Origin of the sequence: Lysinibacillus phoenicis, from assembly GCF_047238325.1 — a bacterium.
Taxonomy (GTDB): Bacteria; Bacillota; Bacilli; order Bacillales_A; family Planococcaceae; genus Lysinibacillus; species Lysinibacillus irui.
Genome location: NZ_JBDFMP010000002.1, coordinates 4394300 through 4415208 on the forward strand (window position 1 = coordinate 4394300; position 20909 = coordinate 4415208).

The window sequence follows — 20909 nt, forward strand, 5'->3', positions numbered from 1 at the left end:
AATCATTATTTGGGAGTGAACGAATGGCAACTCCATGGATTAACTTTAGAGAGATGAAGGAAATATCCTCTAAACAAAATAAATATAGTGAGTGGACGTATCAGACTAAAATAGATCACGAATCACCATTAGAACCTACTTATAACGGAGATAGTAATGCATTTGATGAAATAGGGGATATATCAATACTTGCAGAGGAATCCACTTTAACAGACCATGTAATCTCTAATGAAGAGCTACCCATACTTACTGATACGATTATTGAGGAAGAACACGAACATCATCCAAATTTTGAGCACTTCAGGGAGGATGCTAGCTTAGCTGAACAATTAGCATCTAATGAAGAGCTACCAATAGATAAAGAAACAAATGTTGCGCAAGAAAAAGACCATCCCCTAGCTATCAGTGAGAGCCACACAGAAGTGATCTTAACGGAACAATTAGCTAACCATGAAGAGCAATTCATATATATAGACGACCATCTCCAAGCGAACGATGGAAGTCTCCCGGAGGAACTGACAATAACCGAGCAACTAATCATCCATGAAGAACAACCTCTATTTACAGAAACCAATTCTGAGGAAGAATACGACCACCCCTCACATATCGAGAAGTGTCTACCGGAGGAACCAACCATATCAGAGCAACTCACCTCCAATGAAGGGCTTCACATACCTATCGAACCGATAGTAGAGGAGAACAACGAACAATTTCAACATATCGATGCGGACCATGTCGAGGATTTAATTAAAGATCAGATAGCCTCCAATCAAGAACTAGCAAGTCCTACAGAATCAAATGATACGGAAGAAAATGACTATCTACCAAATAGTAATGAGAACGTGTCTGAAGAACAAGGTTTAACAACTCAAGCAGACAGTAATCTAAAATTCCCCAATAAAGCTCTTTCTGAGGTTGAACATAATATACATATAGATGACATAGAAAAATTAAAGTCAAACAATCCACCAGATCTTGATAAGGCGAGTCCAACCTCTAAACAAGGGGAAGTATACACCACAACCAAAAAAAGTCCCTTTTCCACCTTTGTAGAAATTACCGATTTTCTTCATGCTCCTATTTATGGTGAAAATGTTCAACAGTTTACATTTGAATTTCTTGATTTACAAGACGAACTAACACCTCAACTTGAAACTAAGTTATTCCACACGATTAGGGATTACCCTGAACAACCTAATTATCGTTTGGTTCGCTCCAACATTAATCAAATGATTTCTTTAATAAGGACTGATAAAAATGATAAAAAAAATAAGTATCGTCATCCGTGTAAATCAGGAGTAGTTCCCTTACATAACTCGCAAACAATTCACAAAGGAGAAACTAACTCTTATTCCTCTGATTCTTTTATACATATACGAGTTCCTGTTGTGCTAGGGGAATACAAAATAGAAATATGTATGGAGGAATATATAGCTTTTGATAAAGGTATTAAAGAGGTTAAAGAGATCACAAATGAGGTGCTACTGTCCGATTGTAGATTTGTACCTATTTATAAATCTCAGACATCAGATAATGGAACATGTACGGTATTAAAGGGGAATTTATTTATAGAAGGTTATATACAGCACAATATTGAGTATACAGTGTCTAATAAGCCCAATGAGACAGACATTCATCCCAATCAATTGTGTCAAAATATAGTATTAGAATTAGTTATCCATATGCTACAAGTCCAAAAAATTAAAGTCTTATTTGACGGGGAAGGTTTTGGAGGATTATAGAAATTTATCGCTCAACTCAAATAAAATGAATGAAAAACTAATATATACGTCTATGTATAGATTTAATTGCCACATATTCTAGCGATAGGAGAGCTCTCTAATACTAAAAAAATGAAATGAGGGAAATTTTTTGAGCGATCAATTAGAAAGTCAATTTCAACCTTGTCCTGTAACATCAACTGAACAAATTCCATTAACGAATGAGATTACACCCGTAGTCACTACACCAGTTACAACACCAACTATTAAAGTTCCGGTTGTACTGGCAGAACCAACATTGCAAATTGTTGTCGAGTCGGATATTACACTTAGCCCTGCTGCAACAGAAATCAAACGAGTGAAAAAGAATGTCTTCTTAAATCAAGTAAAACTAGTACCAGTTAGCTTTGCTCGTATTGCTGGCACTGATTTCTTTAGAGTAACAAGAGCTAAATTATTTGTAGCAGGACATATTCGGAAAAATATTGAATATGCTTCATCAGCATGTAATGGAGCACTTCGAGACAGAATTGCAGACGTACCGTTTTCAGGTTTTACAGACCTTATTTTCCCACAAGCACCTGGTGGAGCTACACCAATCCTAGGCATTTCCGAGTTTGCGGAAGCGAACTTCCTTAATGAAAGAACGCAAATGGATGCACGATTAGATAAGGCATTCTTCCAAAATCTCGTTAAATACAATGAACAACCATTTGGTGAATTAGTAGCAGCAAACTTCTTCGAACTTGATTTTTCACCAATTATGGCAGCTCCTGAAGGAACATTCAGCACATTACGTGAAAAAATTGTCTTAGAACTTACTGTAAAAGTATTGCAAGTTCAGCAAATTCGTCTTGGTGCTGGCAGCAGTGTAATAACGCCAGTTCTCTTAGGACTTACACCTCCTCCTAGTCCTTGATCATTGCTAGATTAGAGGAAAGCAGAACGACTTATAATATACTAACAAAGCTAGTAGTACAAACAGATATTTGTTTGTACTACTAATTTTCTGATTGTAGGATAGATCAATAAAAGTGTATTTAGTTGGACTAATAATAGAGTATAAAATTGAATTTGAGGATATATGAATCGATGTTTACTTTTGGTAATCTTTCGAAGCAATTAATGTACAATATGATTTGTCCTTAATGATATTTGAATGAATAGCAATAGAATGATATCCATTCAATGAAAAAAGGGTGCCTATAAAAATTGGCAACCCCTTTTTTTCAATATTAATTAACTGTTTCTAAAACACGTACAAATTGTCCTTTTGAGTGAGGGTAGCCTGCTTGTGTAATTTTTACTTTTACAAGTTGTCCGATTAGATTTTCTGGACCCTCAAAAACTACTTTTAAGTAGTTGTCTGTATAGCCTGTTAGAAGGCCTTCTTCTTCACTGCCATCATGCACAAATTCTTCAGGAATAACTTCTAGCACTTGATCTTCAAAACGAGAAGCATACTCTTTTGCTAGTTGATCGTTTAAAGCGATGAGTCGATGGACACGTTCATTTTTAATGTCTTCATCAATTTGATCTTCCATACGTGCAGCTGGAGTTCCTGTACGAGGAGAGAATGGGAAAACGTGTAGCTCAGAGAATTTATGATCACGGATAAAGTTATATGTGTCCATAAACTCTTCTTCTGTCTCGCCAGGGAACCCAACGATTACATCTGAAGTAACAGCTAAATCAGGTAGAGCCTCATGTAATTTTGTTAAGCGCTCACCAAAGAATTCCATTGTATATTTACGACGCATACGTTTTAATACTGTATCAGAACCAGATTGAATCGGAATATGTAAATGATTCACGACAATCTTTGATTCACGTAGTACTTCAATTACTTCATCCGTTAATTGACTAGCCTCAATAGATGAAATACGAAGACGCTTTAAGCCTTTCACATTAGCTTCTAAATCACGTAGTAATTGAGCAAGATTATAATCTTTTAAATCTTGTCCATAGCCACCTGTATGAATACCGGTTAAGACAATTTCAAGATAACCAGCGTCAACTAATTGCTGTGCTTGATGTAATACTTCTTGTGGGTCACGAGAACGCATTAAGCCGCGCGCCCAAGGAATAATACAAAATGTACAGAAATTGTTACAGCCTTCTTGGATTTTTAATGAAGCACGTGTACGGTCTGTAAATGCAGGTACATCCAATTCTTCGTATACACGGTTTTTCATAATATTACGTACAGCATTAATCGGTTGACGTTCCGCACGATATTGTTCAATATAACCAAGTAATTTCGTACGATCTTGTGTTCCGACAACGATATCGACACCAGGGATAGCCATAATTTCTGCAGGGGATGTTTGAGCATAGCATCCTGTTACACAAATAACTGCATCCGGATTTTGGCGGATTGCTCGACGAATAACCTGACGAGATTTTTTATCTCCAGTATTCGTAACTGTACATGTATTAATGACGTAAACGTCTGCCTGTTGATCAAATTCTGTACGATCATAGCCTTCTTCTTTAAACAGCTGCCAAATTGCCTCTGTTTCGTAATGATTTACTTTACAACCTAGAGTATGGAAACTCACGATTTTTGATCGCTCGTTACTCATAATATATATCATCCTTTCAATTCACATTACCTTGTGTTTGCAACATTTAAATAGTTTTTTGGTGTACATATTTTAGATACGTGATTTATGATAACATAAACCTTATGAAATCAGTACATATAAGATTTTTTTGTGAAATAATTAAGTGATTTGCTTCAATATAGTCATCTGATAACTTCTGTGTTCTTAAAAGTTTACATTTCAGCTTTTATTATATAGAAAGAAATTAGACGCCAACGTGAAAAAATGATATGATTCGAAGAGGTACGTACATCTTGCTTAGTGAAGGAGCGTTTAACAATGGAACAAAATTTTGCGCGTATGATTGATCATACATTATTAAAGGCTGAGGCAACAAAAGAACAAATTGAAACATTATGTGCAGAGGCTAAACAATTTAATTTTGCTTCTGTTTGTGTAAATCCAACGTGGGTTAAACACAGCAGCGAGCTATTACAAGGTTCAGACGTTTTAGTTTGTACCGTTATTGGTTTCCCATTAGGTGCTAATACACCAGCTGTTAAAGCATTTGAAGTAAAAGATGCAATTGCAAACGGTGCAAAAGAAGTAGATATGGTTATTAATATCGGCGCATTAAAGGATAAGAACTACGAACTGGTACAAGCTGATATTGCGGCAGTAGTGGAAGCAGCAAAAGGTCATGCACTTGTAAAAGTGATTATTGAAACTTGTTTATTAACAGATGAAGAAAAAGTGAAAGCATGTGAACTAGCGGTAGCTGCGGGTGCTGACTATGTGAAAACATCTACAGGTTTCTCTACTGGTGGCGCAACAGCAGAAGATATTGCGCTTATGCGTAAAACAGTAGGTCCTGAGCTGGGCGTTAAAGCTTCAGGTGGTGTTCGTAGCTTAGAAGACATGAAAAAAATGGTGGAAGCTGGTGCAACACGTATTGGGGCAAGCTCTGGTGTGGCCATTATGAACGGTTTAATTGCTGATTCTAACTATTAAAATTTGTATATCGATTGGCCACAAGCTAATACAATTTATTGTAGGAGCTTGTGGCTTCTTTGTGTGCAATTAGAATAATATTTTTTTCTTCACATATACTCCACTGATGAATGTGAATCAGGAAGGAGGATGCCATGTTTACACAGTATAAGTATTGGAAGCCTTATATTAGCCCCTTTGATCCCTGTAAGCCCATAGAAGTAAAGTATTATTCAACGCCACCACAACTATATATGGGTTTTCAACCACCCGGACTACCACAATTCCAAACCCCAAGGGAAGCTTTAATGGCTGGAACACTATGGCCCCAATTATTTAGCCCATACCCAATTCCCCTAAAAAGGAGGGATGAAGCATGACTAAAAAGATGCCACCAGAATTTTATAAACAATTAGAAGAAATTCAGGCAATTGATTTCGTCATCGTTGAATTAAACCTCTATTTAGACACCCATCCACACGATTATGATGCCATTCAGCAATTTAATGAAAATACAGAGAAAAGTATGAAGCTCAAAATTGATTTTGAACAAAAATATGGACCGCTCATGAATTTTGGGAGAAGTTATTCGAATTATCCTTTTAACTGGATTGATACACCATGGCCATGGCAAGTCTAATCTAAAGACTAGGAGGAATAATCTTTGTGGTATTACGAAAAAAAGCTCCAGTATCCGGTGAAAGTTAGTACATGTAATCCAATGCTTGCTAAGTTTTTAATAGAGCAATATGGAGGAGCAGATGGGGAACTGGCAGCGGCCCTTCGCTATATGAACCAGCGCTATACCATTCCAGACAAAGTGGTAGGGCTCTTAACCGATATAGCGACTGAGGAATTTTCTCATTTAGAAATGATTGCTACGATGATTTATAAGCTAACAAAAGACGCTACGCCAGAAATGCTAAAGGAAGCGGGTCTAGGGGATCATTACGTGAATCATGATAAAGCATTATTTTATCAGAATGCTTCAGGAGTACCATTTACAGCAACCTATATTCAGGCTAAGGGAGATCCTATTGCGGATTTGTATGAGGATATTGCGGCTGAAGAAAAAGCGCGTGCCACATATCAATGGATTATCGATTTATCAGATGATACGGATTTAAATGATAGCTTGAAGTTTTTACGTGAACGTGAGGTTGTCCATTCCCAGCGTTTTAGAGAGGCAGTAGAAATTTTAAAAGATGACAGAAATCAGAAGAAAATTTTCTAAGACAAAAAATGGATGGCTGTATTCAAGTGAACTTGAAACAGCCTTTTCTTTGCTATTGAATGTTGGAAAATAAAGTAAGATCTTCTCGATGACCGATCATCACCAATAAATCTTCCTTTTCAATAATTTGCTCTGGAGAAGGAGAAATAATAATTTCACCTTCACGCACAATCGCAATCACACTGACGTTATATTTTGCACGTAAATCTAAATCCCGTAAATTATGCCCAGCCATTTTGGAGGGAATCATAATTTCTTCAATACTGTATTCCTTGGATAGTTCGATATAATTCAGCATATTGGGGGATAGTAGCTGATTTGCCACGCGCTCTCCCATATCTCGTTCAGGATAAATAATCCAATCAGCACCAACTTTATCTAAGACTTGCCCATGTCTTTTACCAAGTGCCTTTGCAATAACCTTTTTGATTCCTAGCTCTTTTAATAAGGACACAGTTAAAATACTAGACTGCATATCGTTACCGATTGCCACAATGACACAATCGAAGTTTCCTATACCAAGGGATGTTAAAGCTTTTTCTTCTGTTGTATCAGCTACTACTGCATGGGTTACATAAGGTTCTGCATCCTCAACTCTTTCTTCATTTACATCAATTCCTAATATTTCTTGTCCCGCTTCATGTAATCGTCGGGCGACACTTGTTCCGAATCTTCCTAAGCCTATTACGGCATATTGTTTGATTGCCATAGATCACACACTCCTCTAATTTGATTATCCAATCATAATATTTCCTTTTGGATGTCGAAAAGCCTCTTTTTTTCGTCGTTTTGTAATGGCGAAAGCTATAGTTAATGGACCAAGTCTTCCAGCGAACATTGTCAAAATAATAAGAACACGACCACCTGGTGTTAGTTCTGGCGTTAGTCCCATCGAAAGACCAACAGTAGCAAAGGCAGAGGTAGCCTCAAATAAATACATCATGAAGCTATGCCGTTGTTCAATAATACTAAGAAGAATTGTCACAACTATAACAATCATGGCGCCACACATTGTGACAGTTAACGCTTTTAAAATGGTTTCGTTGACAATTCGACGTTTAAATAAAACAACATCTTCTTTCCCTCTGATTTGTGACCACATGGTAGCTACTAATACAGCGAATGTTGTAATCTTAATACCACCAGCAGTGGAACCAGACCCAGCTCCTATAAACATTAAGAGAATGATTAAAAATAATGTGGAATGGGTTAAGTCACCAATTGAAAGAGTATTGGACCCAGCTGTTCTTGGTGTTACAGCTTGATAAAAAGAACCTAATATTTTGCCCCACTCAGATAATGGACCGATTGTTTTTGAATTGCTATATTCAAATAAAAAAATCAAAATGGTTGCGCTAGCAGTCAATAGAAGTGTAGTCGCTAAGACAATTTTTGTATGGACGGAGAGCCTTTTTGTCTTTCGATATTCATACAATTCATTCATGACAATAAATCCTAAGCCACCAATTGTAATTAGCGCACAAATTGTCAAAACAACAAATGGGTCATCTACGTAGGATGTCATTCCGTTAAAACCACCCATTAAATCAAATCCTGCGTTGTTGAAATTAGAAATGGCATGAAAAAATCCAAAATAAAAAGCTTTTCCTATCGGCATGTCAAATGAAAAACGAATAGTTAAAATAAGGCCGCCGATTATTTCAATTAACGCTGTAAAGAGCAATATTCTTTTTACTAATTTAACAAGACCAGCAATCGAAATATTATTGAATGCTTCTTTTAGCAACAATCTTTCTTTTAAAGAAATTTTCTTTCCAAGTATTAAAAATAATAAAGTTGCAAATGTCATAAATCCTAGGCCACCGATTTGGATTAATGATAATATCACCAATTCTCCAAAAATGGAAAATGTATCTCCTGTATCCACAACAATCAACCCTGTGACACAAGTTGCAGAGGTAGCGGTGAATAATGCATCTAAAAAGGGTAGTCCGTTCCCATCCTCAGTGGAGAAAGGCAGCGTTAAAAGAAACGTCCCTATCACAATAATCAATGCAAAACCAAGTACGAGAATTTTGGGAGGATTTAATGTATTTTTAAAATTGTTCATCGTGTTCTCCTTAATCTTTTATTAAACGGCATAATAAAAAGACCTACTAAAAAAGCATGCACAGGCATAGAAAAACATGCTTTTAATGGTGGTCTTGTATGACCTCCTTCGCTTTAGCCGACGAAGTTAGCTGACGGGTAGGATGGCGAAAGAGATTCTCATCCCTTCTGCAATAGCAGAATTAACCCCAAAAGATTGGGTCCTCCGTTCTCAACGTTTGAGATTTGGCCGATATGAAATTGAATGTGATTATTCTACGCCCATATTCTATTTTTTGTAAACCCCTTAATTAATAGGAAAATGTAATTATTTTATATTGTGAGCGAAATATTCATTAATAATTCGAGCAAAAATAAAACCAAAAATTCACTTGATATTTTCGCACACTTTCTATTGACCATTATTAGACAATACGATATAATTTTTTAGTACACAACAGAAGGTTATTTGCCTAATTGTGTATTGACGTGTGTTCGGAGGGAGGGAAAGAGAGATGTCAAAAACTGTCGTTCGCAAAAACGAATCGCTTGAAGATGCTCTTCGCCGCTTCAAACGTACTGTATCAAAAAGTGGTACAATTCAAGAAGTTAGAAAGCGCGAGTTCTACGAAAAACCTAGCGTAAAACGTAAAAAGAAATCAGAAGCTGCACGTAAACGTAAGTGGTAATTTAATTTCCCATTAAAAATCCCTACGTTCATAACACGCAATTGTATGATTCACTGAGCAGACAAAGTTATACCTGAGATTAATCACAATGTTGATTAATTTCAGGTATTTTACATTGCTCATTCTTACGTACATAAGAAAAAGCCGAATGAAATCAAGTTGATTCATTCGGCTTTTTTGTACATACTAAGTGTTGGTATTTGGAATAGAATTAAAGAAGTTAATAAACTTTTAAGATTTGTGAAACTTTTCGCATGATAGACCGTATATAAGAGGAGAAGCATGTTAGAAGGGAGGGAAAAAGGTGCGAAAACGGAGAATCCTCAGCTATCTATTAGTAATATGGATGACTTTTTTGTTAGCGTTTCCATTAACTTCGGCTTTTGCAAGCAGTAAGGTCTACCAGGTTCCTATTCATAATGAAGTAGAGCGAGGACTTCACGCATTTTTAGAACGAGCTTTTAAAGAGGCTGAAGAAAATAATGCCGAGGCCATTATCTTAGATATACATACGCCTGGTGGCTTTGTAAATGCAGCAAGTGATATCGCCATGCTTATGGATGCCTCGGATATACGTAAGATTGCTTTTATTAATAAGGATGCCCATTCAGCAGGTGCTTTTATAGCCTTACATGCGGATGAAATCTACATGGTACCAAATGGAACAATCGGTGCAGCAGCGGTCATTGATTCAGCTGGGAATGCAGCAGATTTAAAGGCTAATAGTGCCTGGCTTGCTCAAATGAAAGCAGCAGCAGAAACATCTGGGCGTGATCCAAAGTACGCTTTAGCAATGGCTGATTCTAATTATGACCTGCCTGAATATCGTGCGGAAGGGAAAAACTTGTTAACTTTATCAGCCTCTGAAGCATTAAAGGTCAAGTACTCTGAAGGAACAGTTAAAAATTTTCAAAAGCTATTAGAGGTAACCAACCTGAATGGTAGCGATGTTGTTTCAATCGAACCGACCTTTTCTGAAAAATTGGCTCGTTTTATTACAAATCCAATCATTGTCCCGATTTTATTATCAATCGCAAGTTTAGGACTTGTGATGGAGCTCTATTCGCCAGGCTTTGGCGTTCCAGGTATAATGGGGTTATCAGCACTTGGTTTATTTTTCTTCGGACATATGGTTGCAGGCTTTGCGGGTTATGAAACATTATTGTTATTTATTGTTGGTTTAGCGCTTGTAGTTGCAGAGTTTTTTGTCCCCGGTGGTATTGTTGGTATTTTAGGTGGCGTATTAATAGTGCTAAGTCTGATACTGGCAGGTGCAAATATGATGCAAATGATAATAGCAATTCTCATTGCGTTGGTGATAGCGATGATAGGAATGGTGATTCTGATGAAATTTTTCGGGAAAAAACTGCATGTCTTAAACAAGCTTGTGTTAATGGATGCAACTACGACTGAGGAAGGGTATGTGTCCAATGTGAATCGCACAGAACTGCTAGGTAAAGTGGGGAAAACGCTTACGCCACTTCGTCCAGCAGGTACTATGGTTCTTGGTAATGAACGCATTGATATTGTTTCTGAAGGTGGCTATATCGATGTAAATCAACATGTAGAAATTATTAAAGTAGAAGGCTCACGTATTGTTGTGAGACGAACAGATAAAGAGATGGAGGAATAGAAAATGGGATTTGATTTAGCTCTAATTGGTCCAATTGCTGGATTGGTTATTTTATTCATAGTTCTCGCGGTATTCTTTACCTTTGTACCGGTAGCACTATGGATTTCTGCACTGGCTGCAGGTGTTCGTGTTAGTATTTTCACATTAATTGGGATGCGTTTACGTCGAGTAATTCCTTCTCGAATTGTCAATCCGTTAATTAAAGCACATAAAGCAGGTTTACCTGTTACAATCAATCAACTTGAGAGTCACTATTTAGCAGGTGGTAATGTAGACCGTGTTGTTAATGCGTTAATTGCGGCTCATCGTGCCAATATTGAACTTTCGTTTGAGCGTTGTGCTGCGATTGATTTAGCTGGTCGAGATGTATTAGAAGCAGTTCAAATGTCTGTTAATCCAAAAGTTATTGAAACGCCATTTATTTCAGGTGTAGCAATGAACGGGATTGAAGTTAAAGCTAAAGCTCGTATTACAGTACGTGCCAATATAGAGCGTTTAGTCGGTGGTGCTGGAGAGGAAACAGTTATTGCCCGTGTTGGTGAAGGGATCGTTTCAACAATCGGTTCGGCTACCCATCATACTGAAGTTTTAGAAAATCCAGATATGATTTCACAAACCGTTTTATCAAAAGGTTTGGATTCAGGGACAGCCTTTGAAATCTTATCCATTGATATTGCTGACGTAGATATCGGTAAAAACATTGGTGCAGAATTACAAATTGAACAAGCACAGGCGGATAAAAACATTGCGCAAGCAAAAGCTGAGGAACGTCGTGCGATGGCTGTTGCCAATGAGCAGGAAATGATTGCGCGTGTTCAAGAGATGAAAGCGAAAGTAGTAGAAGCGGAGGCGGAAGTACCGCAAGCGATGGCTGAAGCATTACGTTCTGGTAATCTGGGGATTATGGATTATATGAACTATCGTAACATTCAGGCGGATACTGCAATGCGTGACTCGATTTCAAAAGTAAGCACAGATAAACCTGAAACGAATGAACCGAATGCTTAATAACGGAAAGGAGCGGAACTAAACATATGGAACAATTAATACTCTTTGCCATAATTGCTATAGTCAGCTCTATTTTCGGAAAATCAAAAAATAAAAAGCCTCAGAAACAGATGCCTCCTTTTAATAAAGACACAATGGTTGAGCCACCAGTAACGGAGGAAACGCCACATCGTACAGGGAAAGCACAAAGCTTTGAGGATTTTGCGCGGGACTTTATAGGCGAATGGATTCCTGAAAATCAGAAAGCCGAAGAGCCTAAAGTAGAAGCGCAGAAGAAGAAGGAAGTTCCAAGCTATGTTGCTCCGCCTGTCATTCAAGCGGATGTACCTAGTCGTTCTTCTAATCGAGAAAATAGGGGACGTCTTGCTGCTGGGAAAAAAGAGGCACACACAGCAGTTGAAATACCAGCAACTTTTCGTTTGCCTCAATCTAAAAATGAGCTCGTGCAAGCAATCGTGATGGCTGAAATATTAGGTCCGCCAAAAGCAAAACGAAAATAACTAGCATGTCCTCCTTTTTCGCTGCATATATTGCCGAAGAAGGAGGCATTTTTTATGAAAAAATTGTTTCAATTAACGCCGCTACTTGAATTGTTAGAATATGAATCATTAAAAATTATTGGACCCTACCGTTTTATCCATGCAGATGCGACGACTTGCTCGTTTGACTATGCAGATTATCATATCACTGTTAATGCAGAATCAGTGACTATTAACGCTCTTAAGGAAGAAATGCTTCATCTCACGGTAAATAATCTACAGGAGATTCATATGAAAAAGACAAAGAATATGGGTGTGAGCTAAATGTGGAATAATCGGCCAATCATTGTACGTATAAAGCGGCATGAAAATGTTCATCCTTTTATTCAAGCATTGCATGCTCAACATATTCCGTTAAAACGTGTAGTCTTTCGTGAGCAAGAAGTTTCCTTTGAAACAACGATGCATTATTTACCGAAAATTCGTCGCGTTCGTAGACGCTTTCGCTTAAAAATGGCTGTTTTTTATGCAGATGAGCTACAAGTTTTACGTGCACAGCTTTGGACTTTGCTTGGTTTAGCCTTGATGATTGTCATTCCAATCCTATGTGCACAAGTCATTTGGCGGGTGGATATCGAAGCAGCGACGCCAGAATTAGAGCAACGGCTAGGCAAGACCTTTCAAAATACTTTTCAACTAGAAACACCACTCTCTAAAAAACAGTTACCTTCTAATACTGCCATACGTCAAAAACTGTTAGAACAACACCGAGAGCTATCATGGGTGCATATTGATAAACATGGTGGAAGGGTCATACTTAGACCACAGGAGTCACCGAAACAAACAGAACAAACAAATGAGAAATTAGCCTCTCATTTAGTAGCGACTAAGAGCGGAGTCATTACGCACTTTAATATTAAGAATGGTGAACGAAAAATTTCAATAAACGATACAGCCTATGAGGGGGATGTCCTCGTAAGTGGCGTAATAGAAAGTGGTACAGATCAGGTTTTTGTTGGTGCGAAGGGAGAGGTTTATGCAGATTATTGGTTAGAGTGCTCCTTTAAAATTCCGACGAAAATTACAATGGAAACTGTCCAACAAAAGCAATGGCGAGTATTGGTGAAGGGGATACATCAAGAAAAAGTAGATTATGTACAAAAAAAGGATTTACCGAATTGGTTAGACCCCTATGTTTCAATTGTAGAGGAACAGCAGACGAAAACTGTACAAGTTGAGCTTGATGAATCGAAAATAGAGACATTACTTCTCCCTCTATTGCATGAAAAGGTGCTACGTTCGTTGCCTGAAAAAACGATTATCAAAAAAGAAAACCTTTTACAGGCAAAGTGGGGGAATGGTACAGTTGAAGGGAAAGTTCTATTTTTAGTCAATGAAAACATTGCAAGTCCAATACAAGGCCTACAAGGAGAATGATTATGTCAGAACAGTTAACTGTATTACAAGTGGATAATCCAAATGAAGCGGTTATGCTACTCGGTATTTCCGATGCAAATATGAAATTAGTTGAAGAAGCACTGAATGTTCATATCATTACACGAGGTGAACAAATTCAACTTGCGGGTGAAGAAAATGCTAAGGAACAGGCAACATTTCTTCTGCATGCCTTATTGAAGGTCATTCGCAAAGGAATTAATATTGATCAACGTGATGTCACAACAGCTATTGAAATGACACAAAAAGGAACAATCGAATATTTTGCAGAACTATATGATGAAGAAATAGCCCGTACGACGAAAGGTAAGTCGATTCGTGCAAAAACAATTGGTCAACGAGAATACATACAAGCAATCCGTCACAAAGACGTTGTTTTTGGTATTGGTCCTGCCGGTACTGGGAAAACGTATTTAGCGGTAGTCATGGCAACACAGGCACTTAAAAATGGACACGTGAAGCGTATTATTTTAACTCGCCCTGCTGTTGAAGCAGGAGAGTCTTTAGGATTTCTGCCGGGTGATTTAAAGGAAAAGGTAGATCCATATCTACGACCTCTCTATGATGCTTTAAACGACATTTACGGAGCAGAACAGACGCAACGACTAATTGAACGTGGAACAATTGAAATCGCGCCTCTAGCCTATATGCGTGGTCGTACATTAGATGATGCCTTTGTTATTTTAGATGAAGCACAAAATACAACCCATCAACAAATGAAAATGTTTTTAACACGTTTAGGGTTTGGCTCTAAAATGGTCATTACAGGGGATAAAACGCAAATTGACTTACCTAAAAATACAGAATCTGGTTTAATCGTAGCTGAACGTACATTAAAGTATGTCAAATCAATACATTTCCAAGTATTAGAACAAGGCGATGTCGTACGTCACCCAATCGTAGCAAAAATCATCCAAGCCTACGAAGAACAGCAACTTTAGAATTGCAAAGCAATTCTAAAGTCTGCCCCGAAAGCGAAGCGCCAGGGGCAACGGGTTTTAAAGAAGTCTGCCCCGAAAGCGAAGCGTCAGGGGCAACGGGTTTTAAAGAAGTCTGCCCCGAAAGCAAAGTGCACTGGGAAATGGGTTGTCGACGAATGTCGTAAACATAAAATCAATCAGTATATGGAAAAAAATGTGACAGCTATACGAAAATGTATAGCTGTTTTTTGCTTTCTTATTACATTTTTCGAGAAAAATGTATGTTGAATTGGTATGATAGTAGGTAGATAGAGGAGGTGCCAGATGGAGAAACAACTTCGAAAATTTACAGAGTTTATCGGTTTTCGCTACTTTATTATCATTATTCTCATTTTAACAGGTGGCCTACAATTTGCGTTTATGTATGGCAATGTTAAAGGAGTTACATATGATTTCAAACCATTACAGCTTGCGCCTGAAACCGTACGATCTACTAAAACGATTGAAGATACTTATAAGACACAGCAAGAGCGAGAAAAAGCAGCAAATGCGGTGGATTCGGTCTATCAATTTTCGGAGGATGTCGCCAAGCAAAGAGCAGCGATTGTAACATCATTATTTGACTATGTACTAGAAGTAAAAAAGGATGTTGCAAGTAGTAAGGAACCTATTCCCATTGCCGACCAAGTTACACAGCTTCGCAAAAAGTTTGAATCCATAGATGAAGACCAGATGCCTTTAATCTTTACAGATTCGCAGTTAGAAGCTTTATTAGTGCAAAGTGAAGAAGACTTAAATAGAACAAGTACGCAATTATCCAAATTTGTAGAGGAATATTTACAAAAATCCATTCGACCAGAAAATGTCTTTGTTGCTCAAAATGATTTTGAGACAAAGATTCGCGGACAACGAGGGTATCCAGATAAAATATTCAATACAGTGGTGTTAATAGGACGGACAAGTATTATTGAAAATGAAACAATCAATGAGGAACAAACAAAAATTCGAAAAGAACAGGCAAAGGAAAGTGTAGAGCCTACACGAATTTTACAAGGTCAAATTATTGTGCAGGAAGGTCAAATTATTGATAATGAGGCGTACCGTCAACTAGAGCTATTGGGGATGATTAGTAATAAAGCTTCCTTAAAGCCAATTGCAGGACTGATTATTCTCACTTTACTGCAAATGATGTTCATGTATATTTTATTTGAGCGTTGGGAGGCGGACGAACGAAAAAAACGCAATGCGCTTTTAGTAACAGTAATTGTTTATAGTTTGTCTATACTGCTCATGAAGTTTATTAGCTTAGTGTCTGGCGGCTTTGATGTAACGATTGCCTTTTTATTCCCTACGGCATTAGCTACAATGCTAGTAAGATTGTTAGCGGATGAGCGAGCGGCTGTTTTGATTACAGTGATGACAGCTGCTTCAGCTGGGGTTATTTTTCAAGAAGGCTATTCATCGGTAATGCAGATGGAAATTACGTTGTATATCATTTTCGGCGGATTTGCCAGCCTATTCTTTTTACGTAGTGTTGAGAAGCGCTCACATATTTTACATGCGGTTGGTGTGATTTCACTTGTAAATATGGCTTTTATCGCCTTTTACTTATTAATGACACAATCATCCTATGGCCTACCAGAATTAATGTTTTATTTTATTGCAGCAATGTTATCTGCTTTACTTTCAGGGGCCTTAACAATGGGACTTTTACCATTTTTTGAATCAGCCTTTAGCTTATTATCGTCACTACGTTTAATCGAGCTATCCAACCCGAATCATCCATTATTAAAAAAATTACTAATGGAAGCACCAGGCACATATCATCATAGTGTAATGGTTGCGAACTTAGCGGAGGCAGCGTGTGAAGAAATTGGTGCTGATGGATTATTAGCACGTGTTGGATGCTACTATCATGATATTGGTAAAACAAAGCGTCCAGCTTTTTTCATTGAAAACCAGATGTCTGGTATTAACCCACACGATTCATTACCACCTGAAACAAGTGCGGAAATTATTATAGCCCATACGACTGACGGAGCTGACATGTTAAAACGCTATAAAATGCCTCAAGAAATAATTGATATCGCCTTACAGCATCATGGAACAAGTTTGTTAAAATTTTTCTTATTTAAAGCAAAAGAGCAGGGGAAATCCATTGATGAAGCTACGTTCAGATATCCTGGGCCAAAACCTCAAACGAAGGAAGCGGCCATTATTAGTGTGGCGGATAGTGTAGAGGCAGCGGTTCGTTCAATGAAAGAACCTAATGCTGAAAAAATTCATAAGCTAGTACGAGCAATTATTGATGATCGAGTACAGGATAATCAGTTTGATGAATGCGATATTTCAATAAAAGAGTTAAAATGTATAGAGAGAGTTCTTTGTGAAACGTTGAATGGGATTTTCCACTCACGTATTGAATATCCAAAGGCAGACAAGTAGGAGGATCTATGATTTTAACAATTGATTTTACAGATGAAACAAATGAAGTATCAGTACAGCATACGGAGCTTGTTGAAAAGCTATTGCAGCATGCTGCGAGTATTGAAAACATTGAGCCAGAAACAGAGGTTTCTGTGACGTTTGTTACGAACCAGGCGATTCAAGATATTAATCGTGAATACCGTGGCAAGGATCAGCCAACAGATGTTATTTCCTTTGCACTAGAGGAGCTGGGTGAAGGGGAAATAGAAGTAACGTTTGAAGGTATGCCACGAATATTAGGGGATATCATTATTTCAACCGATCGTGCAAAAGAGCAAGCTGAGGAATACAATCATTCCTTTGAGCGAGAATTAGGCTTTTTAGCAGTGCATGGTTTTTTACATTTACTTGGTTATGACCATATGGAGCCAGAAGATGAAAAAGTAATGTTTGCAAAGCAAGATGACATATTAAAGACTTTCGGTTTAGGACGAGACTAAATGGATTGGCGCAAATACTTGCGATCTTTTGGCTATGCAATAGAAGGAATCCTAACAGCGAGTAAAGAACAGAATTTTAAATCGCATGTAGTAAGTGCAATTATTGTTATGTTGGCTGGTTATTTAACGGGTTTATCTCGTATCGAATGGTATATTGTGCTACTATTAATAGCACTAATGTTTGCACTAGAAATGATCAATACAGCCATCGAACGGGTAGTCGATTTAGCTTCCCCAGAGATACACCCACTTGCTAAGCAAGCAAAAGACATTGCAGCAGGTGCAGTGCTTGTATTTGCGCTATTCAGTGCTATAATCGGATTACTCATCTTTCTACCAAAATGGTTTTAATGGAAATGAGTGTCTTCTAATGTAAATAAACCATAAATGTGAGGGAGAATTAGTATAGATGACAATGGATATGCAAGCATTACTAGAAGAATCAAAAAAAGCACGTGAAAAAGCTTATGTTCCGTACTCAAAATTTAAAGTAGGGGCTGCTCTTCTAACAAAAGAGGGAGAGGTTATTCACGGCTGTAATATTGAAAATGCAGGCTATAGTATGACGAATTGTGCGGAGCGTACAGCGTTTTTTAAGGCAATATCTGAGGGCATTTACGAATTTGAAGCCATTGCGATTGTAGCTGATACGGACGGGCCATGTGCACCATGTGGAGCATGTCGTCAGGTCATGATGGAGTTTTGTGCTCCAACTATGCCTGTCTATTTAACGAATTTAAAAGGTGATGTTACGGTAACGTCAGTGGGCGAATTACTACCGTTTGCCTTTACGACGGAGGATTTAGAGAATGCAGGAAACTAATAATGGCTACAAGTCAGGCTTTATCTCTATTATTGGTCGCCCGAACGTTGGAAAATCGACATTTTTAAATCGTGTCATTGGCCAAAAAATTGCGATCATGAGTGATAAGCCGCAAACAACACGAAATAAAGTACAAGGCGTACTAACAACAAATGATAGCCAGATGATTTTTATTGATACACCGGGTATCCACAAACCAAAACATAAACTAGGCGATTTCATGCTCAAGGTTTCTAAAAACACGTTACGTGAAGTGGACGTTATTATGTTCATGGTCAATGCGGAGCAGAAACTTGGTAAAGGCGATGAATTTATTCTAGAAATGTTAGCTGGGAACCCAACCCCTGTCTTCCTAGTTATCAATAAAATCGATGCCATTCATCCTGATGAGCTAATAGGGATTATTGACAGTTATAAAGAACGCTATAACTTTGCAGAGATTGTACCGATTTCGGCTCTACAAGGCAATAACGTAGAAAATTTATTAGCAACACTATCGAAATATTTACCAGAAGGGCCACAATACTACCCAGCGGATCAAGTAACAGATCATCCAGAGCGATTTATTATTTCAGAGCTTATTCGTGAAAAAGTGTTACATTTAACACGTGAAGAAATTCCGCATTCTATAGCTGTTGTCATAGATAAAATTCGTCGAGATGAAGAAAATGAAGATAAAATTCATGTTGCAGCCACAATCATTGTGGAGCGCGATTCTCAAAAAGGCATTGTCATTGGTAAACGTGGTGCCTTATTGAAAGAAGTAGGGACACGGGCGCGTAAGGATATCGAAATGCTGCTAGGTTCTAAAGTTTATTTAGAGCTATGGGTAAAGGTACAAAAAGATTGGCGCAATAAATCAACGCATTTACGTGATTTCGGTTTCCATGATGATGAATATTAAGATGCTTTTATAGTTTTTACGTTGAGCTGTCCAAAAAATTTTGGAGAGCTCTATTTTCATGGACAGCTTTTAGAAAGGAGGGGGACTATGCTTCATAAATGGGAAGGAATTGTTTTAAAGGTGCGTGCTTATGGTGAATCCAATAAAATTGTGACCTTATTGACGCGTGAGGCAGGGAAGGTTGCCACTATGGCACGAGGAGCTAAAAAGCCTTCTAGTCGATTAGCATCTGTCACACAACCCTTTACGTATGGTATGTTTATGGTACAACACCATACAGGCATGGGTACATTGCAACAAGGGGAGCATTTGAATTCGATGCGCCATATTCGTGAGGATATAATGGCTACAGCTTATGCTAGCTACATAATGGAATTAGTGGAGCGTGTGGTAGAAGAAGGAAAGCCGGAGCCCTTTGCATTTGATGTTTTACTCCATGCTTTACAAGCAATAGAGGAAGGCTATGATCCTGAAGCCATTACCCTTTTTGTAGAATGGAAAATGCTGCCCTATACAGGTGTGCAACCCATATTACATGCTTGTGCCTCATGTGGAGCTGTAGATGGAGAGTTTGCTTTTTCCTTTGCACAAGGAGGTTTTTTATGTCATCGCTGTTATCAGCATGATCCCTACATCATCCGCTTAACCCCAACCCAGCTTAAGCTAATACGTATGTTTTATACAGTTCCAATTGATCAAATTGGAAAAATAGATTTGAAAAAGGAAACAAAATATTTTATCAAAAAAATTATTACAACGATTTATGAAGAGCAAACGGGTATTCGCTTTAAGACGAGAAAATTTATTGAGCAGCTAGAGAGAACACCTGAATTGCAAATACGGTCTAAAGAGGAAATGCCAGAAGATCAATAATGTTCTTCTGGCATTTTGCATTCTTTAAATTTCATCGTCTAATACGAATAAAATAGCCCGTTTACCAGCAATACTTTCAATATAAAGATCAGCTTAGCTCTTTCCCCGTTTTTTCCCCGTTAAATAGAGAATGGCAGTGTCTGCAAAAATCGATAACTACATAAACAAGGGCGAAAGGAGCTCAGAAGCGGCTAGTGTTAATTCATCCGTTACCTGTGTTGGTACGAATGGTAATTTGCTATCCGTTCACTTAATGGGTAGATTTCTGTACAATCCTCTTCTTTTACTTCTTCTAGCGTTGCTTTTAGCTTTCCATTAACGTTTTTCACATGTATTAAAAAGCTTTAGTACTTATCTCCTTCTATAAAGGTGAAAAAATGGAAACTTTACGTATGAAACCTTTCCTTTAATAAGGAAAGTGGATGGATAAAATTTAAAATTTTACAAAATAAAATTAACTTAAAAATTTATTCTTATTTAATAAATACTTGTTTTAAAATCATCATTTATATGTCTATTGAATTCATTAATAACATTGAAATTATAATGATTAATTATTTTATAGTTAAATAGATTTGTATTTTCATTTAGTTTTCAATATATAAATAGTAGAAACTATTCATAGGAGTCCCATATACTAGTTGAAAAGGTATTTTAA

Annotated in this window: 22 protein-coding genes and 1 riboswitch; of the genes, 19 read left to right on the forward strand and 3 right to left on the reverse strand. The window is 37.6% G+C overall.

What is annotated here, in order from left to right:
- Positions 1–23 precede the first annotated feature (23 nt).
- Positions 24–1742 carry a BC_2427 family protein gene (locus tag ABC382_RS23535; RefSeq protein ID WP_322611592.1) on the forward strand — a complete coding sequence of 573 codons (1719 nt, stop codon included), beginning with the start codon at positions 24–26 and terminating at the stop codon, positions 1740–1742.
- A 130-nt stretch (positions 1743–1872) separates the two neighbouring features.
- Positions 1873–2640: a CsxC family protein gene (locus tag ABC382_RS23540; protein WP_274793812.1), complete on the forward strand. Its 768-nt coding sequence runs from the start codon at positions 1873–1875 to the stop codon at positions 2638–2640.
- A 316-nt stretch (positions 2641–2956) separates the two neighbouring features.
- Here ABC382_RS23540 and mtaB read toward each other — a convergent pair whose 3' ends face one another.
- A complete protein-coding gene (gene mtaB / locus ABC382_RS23545; protein WP_322611591.1) occupies positions 2957–4306 on the reverse strand; it encodes a tRNA (N(6)-L-threonylcarbamoyladenosine(37)-C(2))-methylthiotransferase MtaB in 1350 nt (449 codons plus the stop codon).
- A gap of 300 nt (positions 4307–4606) precedes the next feature.
- Here mtaB and deoC point away from each other — a divergent pair, with 300 nt between their 5' ends.
- The 4 genes from deoC (at position 4607) to ABC382_RS23565 (ending at position 6491) form a co-directional block, all read left to right on the forward strand.
- Positions 4607–5278, forward strand: a complete 672-nt coding sequence (deoC, locus tag ABC382_RS23550; protein ID WP_274793810.1) for a deoxyribose-phosphate aldolase — start codon at positions 4607–4609, stop codon at positions 5276–5278.
- Positions 5279–5412: 134 nt separating this feature from the next.
- Positions 5413–5637, forward strand: a complete 225-nt coding sequence (locus tag ABC382_RS23555) for a spore coat associated protein CotJA (protein WP_274793809.1) — start codon at positions 5413–5415, stop codon at positions 5635–5637.
- Positions 5634–5897, forward strand: a complete 264-nt coding sequence (locus ABC382_RS23560) for a spore coat protein CotJB (protein ID WP_016994107.1) — start codon at positions 5634–5636, stop codon at positions 5895–5897. Before ABC382_RS23555 ends, ABC382_RS23560 begins: the two co-directional genes overlap by 4 nt.
- A gap of 24 nt (positions 5898–5921) precedes the next feature.
- Entirely contained in the window at positions 5922–6491 is a 570-nt protein-coding gene (locus ABC382_RS23565) for a manganese catalase family protein (protein WP_274793808.1), read from the forward strand.
- Between the two features lie 52 nt (positions 6492–6543).
- Here the strand turns inward: ABC382_RS23565 and ABC382_RS23570 are convergent, their stop codons facing one another.
- Positions 6544–7200: a potassium channel family protein gene (locus ABC382_RS23570; protein WP_274793807.1), complete on the reverse strand. Its 657-nt coding sequence runs from the start codon at positions 7198–7200 to the stop codon at positions 6544–6546.
- Between the two features lie 24 nt (positions 7201–7224).
- The gene (locus tag ABC382_RS23575) at positions 7225–8562 is read right to left on the reverse strand and encodes a TrkH family potassium uptake protein (protein ID WP_322606470.1); all 1338 of its coding nucleotides are present in this window, start codon (positions 8560–8562) and stop codon (positions 7225–7227) included.
- Positions 8563–8662: 100 nt separating this feature from the next.
- A riboswitch (cyclic di-AMP (ydaO/yuaA leader) is annotated at positions 8663–8802 on the reverse strand.
- A gap of 253 nt (positions 8803–9055) precedes the next feature.
- On the opposite strand from ABC382_RS23575, the gene rpsU reads away from it, so the two are divergent.
- From rpsU to recO, 13 genes are all read left to right on the forward strand, one after another.
- Positions 9056–9229, forward strand: coding sequence for a 30S ribosomal protein S21 (rpsU, locus tag ABC382_RS23580; RefSeq protein ID WP_004227078.1), 174 nt, complete (start codon positions 9056–9058; stop codon positions 9227–9229).
- Positions 9230–9533: 304 nt separating this feature from the next.
- Positions 9534–10862: an NfeD family protein gene (locus ABC382_RS23585; RefSeq protein WP_409264328.1), complete on the forward strand. Its 1329-nt coding sequence runs from the start codon at positions 9534–9536 to the stop codon at positions 10860–10862.
- A 3-nt stretch (positions 10863–10865) separates the two neighbouring features.
- Entirely contained in the window at positions 10866–11870 is a 1005-nt protein-coding gene (gene floA / locus ABC382_RS23590; protein WP_004227087.1) for a flotillin-like protein FloA, read from the forward strand.
- A 26-nt stretch (positions 11871–11896) separates the two neighbouring features.
- The gene (locus ABC382_RS23595) at positions 11897–12370 is read left to right on the forward strand and encodes a hypothetical protein (protein ID WP_274793803.1); all 474 of its coding nucleotides are present in this window, start codon (positions 11897–11899) and stop codon (positions 12368–12370) included.
- Positions 12371–12424: 54 nt separating this feature from the next.
- Complete coding sequence (locus ABC382_RS23600; RefSeq protein ID WP_274793802.1) at positions 12425–12673, forward strand: hypothetical protein; 249 nt, start codon at positions 12425–12427, stop codon at positions 12671–12673.
- The gene (locus ABC382_RS23605) at positions 12674–13786 is read left to right on the forward strand and encodes a sporulation protein YqfD (RefSeq protein ID WP_274793801.1); all 1113 of its coding nucleotides are present in this window, start codon (positions 12674–12676) and stop codon (positions 13784–13786) included.
- Between the two features lie 2 nt (positions 13787–13788).
- Positions 13789–14745 carry a PhoH family protein gene (locus ABC382_RS23610; RefSeq protein WP_274793800.1) on the forward strand — a complete coding sequence of 319 codons (957 nt, stop codon included), beginning with the start codon at positions 13789–13791 and terminating at the stop codon, positions 14743–14745.
- 303 nt (positions 14746–15048) lie between these two features.
- Positions 15049–17169, forward strand: a complete 2121-nt coding sequence (locus ABC382_RS23615; protein ID WP_274793799.1) for an HD family phosphohydrolase — start codon at positions 15049–15051, stop codon at positions 17167–17169.
- A gap of 8 nt (positions 17170–17177) precedes the next feature.
- A complete protein-coding gene (gene ybeY / locus ABC382_RS23620; RefSeq protein WP_274793798.1) occupies positions 17178–17651 on the forward strand; it encodes an rRNA maturation RNase YbeY in 474 nt (157 codons plus the stop codon).
- Positions 17652–18002 carry a diacylglycerol kinase family protein gene (locus ABC382_RS23625; RefSeq protein WP_274793797.1) on the forward strand — a complete coding sequence of 117 codons (351 nt, stop codon included), beginning with the start codon at positions 17652–17654 and terminating at the stop codon, positions 18000–18002.
- 58 nt (positions 18003–18060) lie between these two features.
- Positions 18061–18474, forward strand: coding sequence for a cytidine deaminase (locus ABC382_RS23630; protein ID WP_274793796.1), 414 nt, complete (start codon positions 18061–18063; stop codon positions 18472–18474).
- Positions 18461–19378 carry a GTPase Era gene (era, locus tag ABC382_RS23635; protein WP_412927207.1) on the forward strand — a complete coding sequence of 306 codons (918 nt, stop codon included), beginning with the start codon at positions 18461–18463 and terminating at the stop codon, positions 19376–19378. Before ABC382_RS23630 ends, era begins: the two co-directional genes overlap by 14 nt.
- Before the next feature lie 87 nt (positions 19379–19465).
- Positions 19466–20251 (forward strand): DNA repair protein RecO, encoded by a 786-nt coding sequence (gene recO, locus ABC382_RS23640; protein WP_274793794.1) that lies wholly within the window; start codon positions 19466–19468, stop codon positions 20249–20251.
- Positions 20252–20909: the final 658 nt, after the last annotated feature.